14 protein-coding genes are annotated in these 12442 nt (G+C 49.7%); 6 read left to right on the plus strand and 8 right to left on the minus strand.

From position 1 onward, the window contains the following. Window positions 1-30 precede the first annotated feature (30 nt). From J2Y43_RS14695 to J2Y43_RS14705, 3 genes are all read right to left on the minus strand, one after another. The gene (locus J2Y43_RS14695; RefSeq protein WP_309983834.1) at window positions 31-513 is read right to left on the minus strand and encodes a PA2169 family four-helix-bundle protein; all 483 of its coding nucleotides are present in this window, start codon (window positions 511-513) and stop codon (window positions 31-33) included. Between the two features lie 53 nt (window positions 514-566). Next, window positions 567-1697 (minus strand): hypothetical protein, encoded by a 1131-nt coding sequence (locus J2Y43_RS14700; protein ID WP_309983836.1) that lies wholly within the window; start codon window positions 1695-1697, stop codon window positions 567-569. Between the two features lie 116 nt (window positions 1698-1813). Further along, window positions 1814-4249 (minus strand): ABC transporter permease, encoded by a 2436-nt coding sequence (locus tag J2Y43_RS14705; RefSeq protein WP_309983838.1) that lies wholly within the window; start codon window positions 4247-4249, stop codon window positions 1814-1816. Window positions 4250-4483: 234 nt separating this feature from the next. Here J2Y43_RS14705 and J2Y43_RS14710 point away from each other — a divergent pair, with 234 nt between their 5' ends. The 3 genes from J2Y43_RS14710 (at window position 4484) to J2Y43_RS14720 (ending at window position 6337) form a co-directional block, all read left to right on the plus strand. Further along, entirely contained in the window at window positions 4484-5053 is a 570-nt protein-coding gene (locus J2Y43_RS14710) for a Crp/Fnr family transcriptional regulator (RefSeq protein WP_309983840.1), read from the plus strand. Window positions 5054-5128: 75 nt separating this feature from the next. After that, the gene (locus tag J2Y43_RS14715) at window positions 5129-5785 is read left to right on the plus strand and encodes a metal-dependent hydrolase (protein ID WP_309983841.1); all 657 of its coding nucleotides are present in this window, start codon (window positions 5129-5131) and stop codon (window positions 5783-5785) included. A gap of 279 nt (window positions 5786-6064) precedes the next feature. Beyond that, window positions 6065-6337: a hypothetical protein gene (locus tag J2Y43_RS14720; protein WP_309983843.1), complete on the plus strand. Its 273-nt coding sequence runs from the start codon at window positions 6065-6067 to the stop codon at window positions 6335-6337. Between the two features lie 60 nt (window positions 6338-6397). Here J2Y43_RS14720 and J2Y43_RS14725 read toward each other — a convergent pair whose 3' ends face one another. Continuing rightward, a complete protein-coding gene (locus J2Y43_RS14725) occupies window positions 6398-7306 on the minus strand; it encodes a methyltransferase domain-containing protein (RefSeq protein WP_309983845.1) in 909 nt (302 codons plus the stop codon). A 275-nt stretch (window positions 7307-7581) separates the two neighbouring features. Here J2Y43_RS14725 and J2Y43_RS14730 point away from each other — a divergent pair, with 275 nt between their 5' ends. From J2Y43_RS14730 to J2Y43_RS14740, 3 genes are all read left to right on the plus strand, one after another. Next, window positions 7582-8484 (plus strand): helix-turn-helix transcriptional regulator, encoded by a 903-nt coding sequence (locus J2Y43_RS14730; RefSeq protein WP_309983847.1) that lies wholly within the window; start codon window positions 7582-7584, stop codon window positions 8482-8484. An 87-nt stretch (window positions 8485-8571) separates the two neighbouring features. After that, window positions 8572-9417, plus strand: coding sequence for an oxidoreductase (locus J2Y43_RS14735; RefSeq protein WP_309983849.1), 846 nt, complete (start codon window positions 8572-8574; stop codon window positions 9415-9417). Between the two features lie 56 nt (window positions 9418-9473). Continuing rightward, complete coding sequence (locus tag J2Y43_RS14740) at window positions 9474-10157, plus strand: NAD-dependent epimerase/dehydratase family protein (protein WP_309983851.1); 684 nt, start codon at window positions 9474-9476, stop codon at window positions 10155-10157. Here the strand turns inward: J2Y43_RS14740 and J2Y43_RS14745 are convergent, their stop codons facing one another. From J2Y43_RS14745 to J2Y43_RS14760, 4 genes are all read right to left on the minus strand, one after another. Beyond that, window positions 10158-10793: a hypothetical protein gene (locus J2Y43_RS14745; RefSeq protein WP_309983853.1), complete on the minus strand. Its 636-nt coding sequence runs from the start codon at window positions 10791-10793 to the stop codon at window positions 10158-10160. A gap of 192 nt (window positions 10794-10985) precedes the next feature. Continuing rightward, the gene (locus J2Y43_RS14750) at window positions 10986-11372 is read right to left on the minus strand and encodes a DUF5618 family protein (protein ID WP_309983855.1); all 387 of its coding nucleotides are present in this window, start codon (window positions 11370-11372) and stop codon (window positions 10986-10988) included. A gap of 146 nt (window positions 11373-11518) precedes the next feature. Beyond that, entirely contained in the window at window positions 11519-11905 is a 387-nt protein-coding gene (locus J2Y43_RS14755) for a DUF5618 family protein (RefSeq protein ID WP_309983857.1), read from the minus strand. 146 nt (window positions 11906-12051) lie between these two features. After that, window positions 12052-12438 carry a DUF5618 family protein gene (locus J2Y43_RS14760; protein ID WP_309983859.1) on the minus strand — a complete coding sequence of 129 codons (387 nt, stop codon included), beginning with the start codon at window positions 12436-12438 and terminating at the stop codon, window positions 12052-12054. Window positions 12439-12442 lie beyond the last annotated feature (4 nt).

Genomic DNA, 12442 nt, shown 5'->3' on the forward strand with positions numbered 1-12442 from the left:
GAAAAATAAAAAGCCCCTTCCGGGGCCTCGTTAAGTTGTGAGTGGATATTTGGAGACATCGCGCTGGCGGTCGCGCTCGGTTTTGACGGTGTCGTGGGCAGCCTGGATGGCGGTATACTGGCTGAGGATCAGCTGGCGGATATCGGCAGGGAGGTTGTCGGACTTCAATGCCTCTTCGTACGCCTTTTTCGCTGCGTCTTCACCCATTTCGGCGTTTTCAAGGACGGCGCGGCGGTTGTCGGAGGTGAATGTGGCCCGGATATCCATCCACACGCGATACAACTTCCCCGAAAGCATCGTACCTGTGGCCGGCTCGCCTCCAAGCCTTGTTACGTGGGACTTCAGATCTAGTACATTGGCCCGGCTTTCGTCGGCAAGGTTATGAAACATAGCCCTGAGGTCGTTTTCGAGTTCGCCCGCTTCGGCTTCCGCTTTTTCATAGCCCGCGATCCTGTCGTTGTTGATCAGGACCAGATCGTTCAGGATTTCGATCGTTTCTGAGTTCTCTGCCATGGTGGTTATTGGTTTGATGAAGGCACATTTACATCAATAACCATTCCAAAGGCTTAACGCAGAATACTGATTGAATTATCGTAAATCTTGTAGGTGCAGCCGGGCGCCTGGTCGCGGATTACCTGTTCGCAAAGGAATTTCAGGATTTCGTCACGGCGGAAAAGTGGCGTCCCGGTCTGCGCTTCCCAGTATTTTGTTTCAGGAATAAACAGGATCACCACCGCATTGCCTCCGCCGAATTCCCAGCCGAACTGGATTTTGATCGCGCCCTCCGTGTAATAAATGCTGCCGCCACGGCCGTCCTGCGTGTATTCCAACCTGGGGAAAAAGCGGCTCATAATTTCCTTTTTAAATTTATCTACATCAATACCACGGCTGGTTTCAAGGCCATTGTAGTCGCGCGACCGCTCGTCGTCGCGGTCGTACATCATGTGCAGGCTGCACGCCGGTGAGGCATATCCTGACTCGCGGCCGGGCAGATACTCGGGTGTTCTGGTGCCGTATGTCGTATTTTCCGGGGCAGGAGGCTCTTCGGGCGGTGGCAGCAAATGCACTTCCTCGTTTCGGATGGCGTGGTAGATATTGGCAGGCGCTTTTCCGTATGGGGCTTTGGGGAAACCTTCGGTAAACTTGATGAACTGAATGCGGTGCGTCCAGCCATCGGGCCAGCCGGCTTCGATGGTGTAAAAGCCGGGCGGGTAGGGTAATGTGTTGGTTAGTATCATGGTGCCTCCGTTGAGGCGCTCACGCACGGGCTTTTCTTCGATCACTTCCTGCGAGCAGGCATTCGTGAGCCGGAAAGTCCCTGCATCCCAGGCGTATTGAGGCATGTGGAATACGATCTGCTGGCAGTCGGGATAATGCACGACCCGCACATTTACCGGCTTGATGCTGCCTGCCTGGCCCTCGTCGGTTTTTTCGGTATTATCCATCCAGATATTCGAGACGCTCGTCAACACGCATTTGCCATAATATGCATCTTCCATCGGCGCGTGATCGCTCAGCGGCTCGGCGGCGTCGAGCGGGACAATCCCCGGCGTTCCGTCGCCGGTATCCGGAATAAAATATCCCGATTCCGGCTGGTTTTCCGATTTTTCCAGAATGCGCCGCCGTACCTCGACAGTATTGCCGGGCTGGAAAACGTGAATATGCCGGGTGATTTTGCAGCGGATCGTAGCCTCCATTTGAGCTCAATGGTTTGGAATAAAACAGCAAACCCGGGCCGGAGCAAACATGCACACGACCCGGGTTCTAATGTAATAACTATTTACAATTCAAATAGTTTATTTCGATCCATCGGCTATTCTGAACGAAGCGACTCGATGGGGTTCATCAACGCTGCTTTGACCGACTGGTAGGAAATCGTGCACAATGCGACCAGCACCGCGACTACGCCTGCCAATGCGAACACCCACCAGGTAACGTCGATTTTATAAGCAAATTCCTGCAACCACCGGTCCATCAGCCACCAGGCTGCGGGTGTGGCGATGAGCAATGCGATCATGACGAGTTTGAGGAAGTCCTTCGAAAGCAATGCGATAATGCCTGCTACCGACGCACCGAGTACTTTTCGCACGCCTATTTCCTTGGTGCGCTGCTCGGCGGTGAATGTGGCGAGCCCAAACAGGCCCAGACATGCAACAAAGATGGTCAGCCCGGCGAATGTGCCCAGTATCTGACCGGTTTTCTGCTCGGCCTTGTAAGTTTCGTTGAAGCGCTCATCCAGGAAGTTGTAACTGAAAGGCATGTCCGGATGGAACCCGTCCCAGCTGTTTTTCATCGAGGCTAATAATCCCGATACCTCCGCGCTGCGGGTTTTAACCATCATCCAGCCCCAGCCATTGTTCAATGTCATCACAAGCGGGCCGATCCGTTCGTGCATGGAGCGAAAATGAAAGTCTTTCACGACACCGATGACATGGTAGGTAGCTTTATTTCCCTGGTTGTCGTTGCGGGTAATGGTCCGGTCTAACGCGTTGCCGGGCGTCCAGCCGAAGGTCCTGACGGCCGTTTCGTTGATGATAATCCCGGTTGAATCCGTTCCATATTCCTTGGAAAAGTTGCGGCCGCGGGCCATTTCCATGCCGAGGGTGGCGAGGTAGTTGTAATCGACTTCATAACGAAGCGTTTTCACCATCCGGTCGGTTTTGCCATCTGGATTCACCGTGAAATTGTTGTTGTCGGAAGGTCCGGCGGGTACATACCCCGACAGACTGACATTCTCAACACGTGAATCGTGCGTGAGCCCGTCGCGGAATGCTTCCGTGTTTTTGCCCAGCGACCACGTAGGGATCACGATCACCTGATCTTTGTTATAACCCAGTTTTTTGTTGCGGATAAATTGCAATTGCTGGAAAACCACCGTTGTGCCGACGATGAGAATAATCGACATAAAGAATTGAAATACAACTAATCCGCTCCTTAGATTGAAACTTCTGCCCGAAGAGGACAGCTTGATGACGGACGAGGCCCCTTTCAGTACGGTAATAGGCTTGAACGACGACAGGAAAAACGCGGGGTAGCTGCCTGCGAATATTCCGACGAAGAGGCCAAAGCCGATCAGCGCCGGGATCAGGCCCGGAACGGCATCCCATTTCAGCGAGAGATTTTTGCCCGATAATTCATTGAAAACGGGTAATGCGATAATGCTTAGCAGAACGGCAAGTACCAGCGCGAGCGACGTCAGCAAAATGGATTCGGTAAGAAACTGGCCTACCAGTTCGCTTTTTTCTGAGCCCATTACTTTACGTACACCTACCTCACGTGCGCGCTTGGACGAGCCTGCGGTGGAGAGGTTCATGAAATTGATGCATGCAATGAGGAGCATCATTACCGCTACGGCGCCGAAAATGTAGACGTACGTAATATCGCCGTTTACATCGAGGTCGTATTGGAAATCGGAATGCAAATGGATGTCTGTAAGCGGTTGCAGGCGGAGTTCAAGGTTGTTACCCTGCTTGCGGAATTCGGCCGTTGTAACGCCCATCGATTGTTTGAGCTGGGGGCTCATGTACTTGTCGACCGTCGCGGGCAGTTTCGCTTCAAGCTTTTTATAATCGTAACCTTCAGGCAGAACCAGGTAAGTGAAGAATTCGGAAGTCATCCAGGAATTCGCTTTTGCCTCGTCGACGGACGCCATCGAACCCAGCATATCGAACCGGAAGTGCGAATTGGAAGGGATATCCTTCATCACGCCGGTTACGCGGAGGGTTTTGTTCCAGTCTTTGAAAGTGATGATTTTGCCCACCACATCGGTTTTTCCGAAGTATTTCCGGGCGGCTGTTTCAGACAAAACAATGGTATTCGGTTCCAGTAATGCGCTTTTGGGATCACCCGCAACGAAAGGCAATGTGAACACCGAGAAGAAGTTGGAGTCGACAAAGGCCAGCCTTTCATCGTTGTAAAGCTGGTTGTTAAGCAGGACCAGCGGCTTTCCGCCCTGCCGGAGCCGGGTGGATTCGAGCACCTCGGGGTAGTCGGCCTTCAACGCTGCCGCGGTGGGAGGCATTACGTGCGATTCGTTGATAATTCCGCCCTGCATGGTCCCCTTGAATGTGGTTCGCACAATGCGGGTTGCTTTCTCGTGAAAACGGTCGAAGCTCAGCTCATCGATCACGTACAGGCTGATCAGCATGCAGGAAGCGAGGCCGATAGCCAGCCCGGCGATATTAATAGCGGAGAACACCCGGTTACGGACAAGGTTTCGCCAGGCGATTTTAAAATAGTTTTTTAACATAGGAATGGAGCTGAGTGCGAGTTTTTCAAAAATTCAATTTTCATGGCTAATAGACGGTACATTGTATTGCATAGTACATTGTATAAAACATATGCCAAAAATATAATTTATTGTTTTACAGATGCTTGTGTTTGCTTGATGAAAATCTTTCGTTCACATTCGGACACTTTTGTACGATAACGACCGTGCGCGGAGGCCGTTCTTTGCTACATTTACGGCCGATTTCAGCGCATTATGACGGATCTTGAACATTACCTGCAAACCTACTTCGATTTCGACCAGACCGAACTGGTCAAAGTCTCGTCTTTTTTCAAACCCGAAATACTGAAAAAAGGCGATTACTATCTCAAAACAGGGAAACTTTGCAACAAGCTCAGCTTTATCAAATCGGGCCTGCTGCGGGTCTATGTAGATTTGGAGGATAGGGAAGTGACGCAATGGATCTGTACGCAGGGCTATTTTGTGACCGACCTGTCGAGCCTTGTGTTTGCCAATCCCTCCCGCTGGAACATCCAGGCGCTTACCGACACGGCCGTGTACACCATCGAAAAGCAGGACTACGACCGCCTGGGCGACTATGTTCCCAAATGGCCCGTTACGGAAAAGCTCTTCATCGCACATTGCTTCACTACGCTCGAAGATCGTGTATTTTCCTTCCTGTCCATGACCGCAGAGCAGCGTTATAACCTCCTTTTTGAAAGTCACCGGGATATTTTCACACAGGTACCGCTGCAATACATCGCCTCGATGCTTGGCATGACGCCCGAAACCATCAGCCGCATTCGCCGGAAGCAACTCAACTGATTTCTTGATCTAGGTCAAGTGTGTACGAAAATGGCCCAGATACCTTTGTAGGGTCATTAATCAACCACTTGTGTTATGTTTCTAGGTCATTATGGTTTAGCATTCGGGGCTAAGAAAGTCGCTCCCAAAGTTTCGCTCCTGGCGCTCTTCGTCGCCGTAGAGTTTGTCGATATCCTCTGGCCGTTCCTGCTCATGCTAGATGTCGAGCAAGTGAAGATCCGTCCGGGCTTTACGGAGGTGACGCCATTTGAATTTGTCCATTATCCCTACACACATAGCCTCATGATGGGCGTGGTGTGGGGCCTTATCTGCGGCGGTATTTATTGGTTGTTGCAAAAAGATATGCGAAGCGCCATCGTTATTGGCCTAGCAGTACTCAGTCACTGGTTTCTCGATCTAGTAGTACATGGTCCCGACCTCCCGCTGACGCCGTTTGGTGGTGAAAAATTCGGAATGGGCATGTGGAACTCATTGCCGTTGACTGTTTTAACGGAATCGGTGATCTTCATCGCAGGCGTTTGGATTTACATTAAAAACACCCGCGCGGTTAACGGCAAGGGAAAATGGGGCTTGTTCTCCCTGATCGCCTTTTTCGTGATCGCCGAAATCTTCAATATGTTCGGCCCGCCGCCGGATGATTCTATTCCCGCATTGCTCGGCTCGTTCGTGGTGTTGCAGGTGATTGTGCTGGGGTTGGCTTACCTAACGGACCGGAATAGAGCTTGGAAATGAGGTTTGATCACCGCAGGATCATTGGTGATGGAAGTTACTGTTTCTCAGTTGAGTTTTCTTCCCGAAAAGCCTAACTTTAAGCTTTACACACTATGACATGAAACGAAAAAGCCGGCAAGCTGAATTGACCGAGAGACTCAGAAACAGATTAGATTTTCTGGAAAATCTGATGTCGTCGACGGCGACGAAAATAAGCGATGCTAAATTCGAAGAAGTCCGCGCAGAGGCGGTGAGGTTGAGGGATATGTTGAAAATACTACAGAATTTATCTTAAAGCGCATGAGAGCAGAACTAAGGAATCGCCTTGATGCATATATGTCGCAAATCAGGGCGGCTGATACCTCTGAAATTCCGGAAATCAAATCGACATTTTTCGGGTGGTATAACTCCGTATCGGAGGAAGATAGGGCTGAAATGGAGCCATTTTGGGACGAGGTCAAGAAAGAAGCCTGGGAAGTAATAGCTGAGATAAAGGAGTTGATGAAAGAACTCATCGCGCTCAGAGAGGAGGAGCTTGCGGAGGCGCGGAAGATGATTGATACTATAAATTAACCTACCGCTGACGACCGAATCCAATCGGCGGTCAGCGGTAGGCCGTCAACGATCAAAAAATCACTTCCTCTGAAACCCTTTGTAATGTGCTACAATATCCTTGTCGCTGAACTTGTGGTTCGGGTCCTTTCTGCCGAGGAAATAAACCCCGCTCGCGGTATCTACATTAAATGAATCGGGCACGAGATGGTCGAAAAACCTGATCCAGCCAAATGCCATCGCAATAACAATAGCTGCTTTTTTGCTGCGTGTAAGTCCCCAGGCAGCATACCGCACATTCCAGAGCAGCACGGTTCCGATGCCGGTCAGGAAGCCCGAATCCAGCAATTTGAAATCTTTGAACAGCAGGCGATGGCCGCTTTCGGTGAAGCGGGTGAAGTCGTAGGGACCTTCGTGTACGTGCTGCTGAAACGGCGTTTCCGCGTAAACGATACCGCCGGGTTTGAGCACACGGTAGATTTCCGCTACCACGCGTTGCGGGTACATGACGTGTTCGAGTACCGCCTGGATCCAGATACCGTCGATGCTGTTATCGGCAATGGGCAGGGAATGGCCGTCGGCGATGAAATCGGTGTTGGAGGAGGCGTAAATGTCGAATGAAAGTATGTTAATATCCTTGGCATCGTACATGCCAGCAGCGCCGTTCCCTACTGCGCCGCCGCCAATGATGAGTACGGTGGGTTTTTTGCCCGGTTGTTTGGGAAGAGTTTCCAGGAATTGAGCCAGGTTTCGCTTCGTTTTGCCGTCGCTTCCCCAGAAAATCCTTTTGATTGTATCGTATTTGTTGCCGCTGCGGGGGATGAGGCTCTCTCCGCCGGTAGCAAGTAGTGCGTCTTTGCTCAGGATGGTTTCGTTGAAATTGACGAGTATAGGTATCTTCTTCTGAATCAGGGGTATTTCGGTGGTCGAATGCGAGCACGTGGTATTGGTGCAGTAGATGCTTTCGTCAACGATATTTAGGGGGGACAAACATAAAGGACAAACTAGTGTGCCGTTTTCAAGATGCTCGGTAAGCAGTGGACTGAAAGGTTTCATTGAAGAAAATGTGTATGGATTGGAGTGTGGTGTGTGAATGGTTTCAGGTAAAAAGTTTTGTTCAAAAATCTAAATTAGGGAAAAGTACTGTTTTACAAACGGGTGATGTGTGAATTAATCGAGCGATAAAATATGACCGCCGACCGCCGACGATGGTCTATTGTCTACGGTCCATGGTCTTTTCTATTTGATTTTCGTAACTTCGCCGCATGGAAAAACCGGAATCACTCGAAGAATTTTATCAATACAAGTTCAATTGGCTGCCTGAAAATTTGCAGCAGGACATCGGACATTTCAACGTGTTCCCGATGGGCGAAAACTTACTTGTGAACCCCGTGCCTGCGCGATACAGCCGCAGGGACTTTTACAAGATCGCGCTGATACGGGGCAAAAACCTCTACCATTACGCCGACAAAAGCCTCGAACTCGACGGAACGGCGCTGATGTTTTTCAATCCGACGGTACCTTATACCTGGGAAGCGGCCTGTGACACTGTTACGGGATATTTCTGCATTTTCAAGGAAGGTTTTTTCTCTGAAAAGCTGCGCGGCAATGTAGCCGATTTACCCATGTTCGCAGTGGGCGGAAAGCCGTCCTACATTCTTAACGACGATCAGGATGCCCATGTAAGTCAGATTTTTGAGAAAATGCTGGAAGAAATCGCCTCCGATTATCCTTTTAAATACGACCTGCTAAGGAACTACGTAACCGAACTGGCGCATTATGCGCTTAAAATGCAGCCAAGCGAAGCATTGTACCAGCACCCTAACGCAAACTCGCGGATTACCGCCGTGTTTACCGAATTGCTGGAACGCCAGTTCCCGATTGAAGCGCCGTCTCAGCGGTTTACATTGCGCTCCGCGAACGATTTTGCGCAGCATCTATCAGTACATGTCAACCATCTGAACCGCGCTATCCGCGAAACAACCGGTAAAACAACGACCACGCATATCGCCGAACGGCTTGCTTCCGAAGCGAAAGCACTTTTGCGGCACACCAACTGGAATATTTCGGAGATCAGCTACTGTCTCGGCTTCGAAGAACCTTCGCATTTCAACAATTTTTTCAAAAAGCAAACCAACTTTACCCCGTCTGCATTCCGGATTGTTTGAATTTCGCAAGTATCTGTTTGAACTGCGCAATGCCCCGGCGCGGCTGCCATTATACCTTTGTCATATTAAAACAATCAACAAAGAACAATGGAAAACAGAAAAGTATGGTTTGTTACCGGCGCCTCCAAAGGCCTGGGACTGGCACTTGTGCAAAAATTATTGGCTAATGGTTTCGCGGTAGCCGCCACATCACGCTCCATCGATGAACTGAAAACCGCAGTAGGAAGTACAGAGGCGCAGTTTTTGCCCCTCAGCGTTTCATTAACAGACGAACAGAGCGTTGGAAAGGCGATTGCCGATACGCTGGCTGCATTCGGTCGTATAGACGTGGTCGTGAACAATGCAGGGTACGGCCTGGCAGGGAGCCTGGAAGAGCTGTCCGACGCCGAATCGCGTGGTAATTTCGATGTGAACGTGTTTGGGACATTAAATGTAATCCGCGCCGTGATGCCGCATTTGCGAGCGCAGGAATCGGGGCATATTCTCAATATTTCGTCGATCGCGGGTATCACAGGGGCATTTCCAGGCTTCGGGATCTATTGCGCCACTAAATTTGCGGTTAACGGCTTGTCGGAATCATTGGCGGCCGAGGTAGCGGATTTTGGTGTGAAGGTGACGATCGTTGAGCCGGGGTACTTCCGCACCGATTTCCTTACCGCAGGATCGTTCGTAACTCCTAAAAACAGCATTGCCGATTACCAGAAGGTGCGCGATTCGGAAGCATTGCACCAGCAGCAGATCAACGGCCAGCAGCCCGGTGATCCTGCCAAAGCGGCCGACGCGATGATCCGCATAGCAGGCAAAGCCAACCCTCCGTTGCACCTGGTGTTGGGCGAGGATGCATTCGGTATGGCCAATGCAAAAATCACTGCATTTTCGAATGAGCTGGAAAACTGGAAATCAGTGTCCGTTTCAACGAATTTCGACGCCTGATTGACTTTGAAATATCCTTATCTTGCGGCATTAAAGCATTTCAAATCCAACAAACTATGGCCGTTGAAGGAAAAGTAAGGGCAATCATTACCGGTACGACCGGCATGGTGGGTGAGGGGGTACTGCTGGAATGTCTGGAAAACCCGGACGTGGAATCGGTACTCATAATCAACCGCCGCCCGCTCGGGATGAGCCATCCGAAGCTTAAAGAGGTCGTGCACAAGGACTTCTACGATATTTCCCCGATCGAGCGCGAGTTGAAGGGCTATAATGCCTGCTATTTCTGCCTGGGTACGTCCTCGGTGGGAATGAAAGAGCCCGAATACCGGCGCATTACCTACGACCTCACCATGCATGTGGCCGGTGTAATGAGCCGCCTGAACCCGGACATGACGTTTTGTTATGTTTCGGGAGCCAGCACCGACAGCACGGAAAAGGGAAGCCTGATGTGGGCCAGGGTGAAAGGTAAAACCGAGAATGATCTGCAAAAACTTCCTTTCGATCAGGTATTTGCATTTCGACCAGGCTTTATGAAGGCAACGGAAGGGCAAAAAAACCTGCTGAGTTTGTACAAATACATCGGGTGGATGTACCCCATCGTGAAAGCAATTTTTCCAAACGGCGTTTCTACGCTCACGCAGGTCGCAAAGGCGATGATTAACGTCACGAAGTACGGCTATGACAAGAATATCCTCGAAGTGAAAGATATCAATCTGGTCGGGGACAGGCAGTACGTGTGATCATTTCATTTTCTCGTACGAAAATGCGTCGCCTTTGAGGAGTGGATGCTCGCCTACCAGACCGTCTTTCTCGGGTTTAAGCACGATATTTTCAACGAAAATCTCGATGATCCAGGGTTCAATGCGGAATTCGAAATAATTGTCGTCCGATTCAACCGGAAACGAAGTGTAACGTTCGGGCGCCAGGGTGAAGAACAGGTCGATACCGGTCGTTTTAGTCTTCGGTATTTGAAAGATGCCTTCCTGGTTCATTTTACCGTATTTTTCGCCTCCTGAGGTCTTGATCAGTGTCTCAAAGAACGGCAGGATCTGCGCATTGCTGTCGACAATTTTGATAGTGGTGAAGTCGTCGGAGGCGATCTTACTCGTTACCAGCGCGAAATCGCGCTCTGGTCTCGGACGACTGTTGAGAATGATTTTCCCGTCCTGGAATTGCCATTTTCCATTTCCCTGGCGGTCCATAGCACCATAAGAAAAGTAGAGCTCGAAGGTGCTGTCGGGTTTGAGAAGGAGCGCAGAAGCAGTTTCCATCACACCCTGCAAATGGTACTCGCCCGGAATGGAATTGGGCGCTTGTGCGGCGGAGATAAAGCCGGCGAAGAGCATGAAGGAGAGGAGGTAGAGTGTTTGCTTCATTGCGGGATAGTTTAAAGTGTATAGTTGAGTATGTCGTGTTCCGCTTAGGACATACGACTTAGGAAATTTAACTAAAAACAGCCGTTTTATCCACGCGATAATTATTATAAGGCATAAATACTGAGCGTGTAGAACAATGAAGCCGGACCCATAGCTGGATCCGGCTTCACTTTTTTATCGGCAATCGATTAATTAGCAAGTGGCAGTTCGCTGCTCAACCCATTGGATGATTTCGTCGGCATGCCACAGACCAGACTTGGCCGTTGACACGTCCAGGTTTCCGTCGTAACTCATCGACAGATGTAGCAATTCATAAGCACTCATAAAATTAGTAAGCAACTTTTTGTCCGTCCGGGCTACCTGGTCGCGATACCAATTGATGTCCTTTCTGCCTTTTTCTTTGATGCCGAATAAACCGTCCAAAGCAAGTAGTACACCGGTGTAAGCGGTATGTCCTGCCATTTTCACATACTTTCGATCGGTATACAGATAGTCTTGCTTGATCGCCTTTTCCCGCAAAATAGTGCGCGCATTCTCAACATAGCGTTTAGCTTCGGAAATAGGGTCTTTTGTTGCCATAGTGATGTGTTTTAGATTTTAATTAAAACAAAAATACATCGTCCCGAGATGCTATTCCAAACCCTAAATGTCCCTGGACTCCTGCGGTTTATGCACATTTCCAACTACAAATTCAGCGTGCTATTTATTCGTCGGCAATCGATTAATTAGCAAGTGGTTGTTCGCTGCTCAACCCAATGGATGATTTCGTCGGCGCGTTTCAGGCCGGATTGGGCAGTTGAGACTTCCCGGTTACCGTCATAGCTCATGGATAGGTGCAATAATTCATACGCACTCATAAAGTTAGTAAGCAACTTTTTGTCCGTTCTCGCTACCTGGTCGCGATACCAGTTAATGTCCTTTCTGCCTTTGCTTTTAATACCGAAGAGGCCGTCAAGGGCTAGCAGTACACCGGTGTAGGCGGCGTGACCAGCCAATTTTACGTACTTCCGGTCGGAGTAAAGATCATCTTCCTTAACTGCTTTTTCCCGCAAAATAGTGCGCGCATTTTCAACATAGCGTTTAGCTTCGGAAATAGGGTCTTTTGTTGCCATAGTGATGTGTTTTAGATTTTAATTAAAACAAAAATACATCGTCCGGAGATTCTACTCCAAACCCTAAATGCCCCTGGACTCCTGCGGTTTATGCACATTTCCAACTACAAATTCAGCGTGCTATTTATTCGTCGGCAATCGAATAATTAGCAAGTGGTTGTTCGCTGCTCAACCCAATGGATGATTTCGTCGGCGCGTTCGAGACCTCTTCGCGCGACCACAACATCTTGTGTGCCGTCATAACCCATGTACAAATGCAGGAGTTCGTAGGCGTTCACAAAATTGCCGAGCAATTTTTTGTCAATTGTGGCTAATTGCTCTTTATACCAGCTAACGTCCTTCCGTTTCTTGGTTTTGATTCCAAAAAAGCCGTCGAGTGCTACCAGTACCCCGGTGTAGGCCGCATGTCCTGCGAGTTTAACATACTTCCGATCAGTGTACAAATCGTCCTCTTTGATCGCCTTTTCCCGCAAAATAGTGCGCGCATTCTCAACATAGCGCTTAGCTTCGGAAACAGGGTCTTTTGTTGCCATAGTG

It is taken from the genome of Dyadobacter sp. BE31, assembly GCF_031457695.1.
Classification (GTDB): domain Bacteria; phylum Bacteroidota; class Bacteroidia; order Cytophagales; family Spirosomataceae; genus Dyadobacter.

Bases quoted from the DNA above. Each gene is read 5' to 3' on its own strand.
- J2Y43_RS14695 (WP_309983834.1), bottom strand. From the start codon at position 513: ATGGCAGAGAACTCAGAAACGATCGAAATCCTGAACGATCTGGTCCTG.
- J2Y43_RS14700 (WP_309983836.1), bottom strand. From the start codon at position 1,697: ATGGAGGCTACGATCCGCTGCAAAATCACCCGGCATATTCACGTTTTC.
- J2Y43_RS14705 (WP_309983838.1), bottom strand. From the start codon at position 4,249: ATGTTAAAAAACTATTTTAAAATCGCCTGGCGAAACCTTGTCCGTAAC.
- J2Y43_RS14710 (WP_309983840.1), top strand. From the start codon at position 4,484: ATGACGGATCTTGAACATTACCTGCAAACCTACTTCGATTTCGACCAG.
- J2Y43_RS14715 (WP_309983841.1), top strand. From the start codon at position 5,129: ATGTTTCTAGGTCATTATGGTTTAGCATTCGGGGCTAAGAAAGTCGCT.
- J2Y43_RS14720 (WP_309983843.1), top strand. From the start codon at position 6,065: ATGAGAGCAGAACTAAGGAATCGCCTTGATGCATATATGTCGCAAATC.
- J2Y43_RS14730 (WP_309983847.1), top strand. From the start codon at position 7,582: ATGGAAAAACCGGAATCACTCGAAGAATTTTATCAATACAAGTTCAAT.
- J2Y43_RS14735 (WP_309983849.1), top strand. From the start codon at position 8,572: ATGGAAAACAGAAAAGTATGGTTTGTTACCGGCGCCTCCAAAGGCCTG.
- J2Y43_RS14740 (WP_309983851.1), top strand. From the start codon at position 9,474: ATGGCCGTTGAAGGAAAAGTAAGGGCAATCATTACCGGTACGACCGGC.
- J2Y43_RS14745 (WP_309983853.1), bottom strand. From the start codon at position 10,793: ATGAAGCAAACACTCTACCTCCTCTCCTTCATGCTCTTCGCCGGCTTT.
- J2Y43_RS14750 (WP_309983855.1), bottom strand. From the start codon at position 11,372: ATGGCAACAAAAGACCCTATTTCCGAAGCTAAACGCTATGTTGAGAAT.
- J2Y43_RS14755 (WP_309983857.1), bottom strand. From the start codon at position 11,905: ATGGCAACAAAAGACCCTATTTCCGAAGCTAAACGCTATGTTGAAAAT.
- J2Y43_RS14760 (WP_309983859.1), bottom strand. From the start codon at position 12,438: ATGGCAACAAAAGACCCTGTTTCCGAAGCTAAGCGCTATGTTGAGAAT.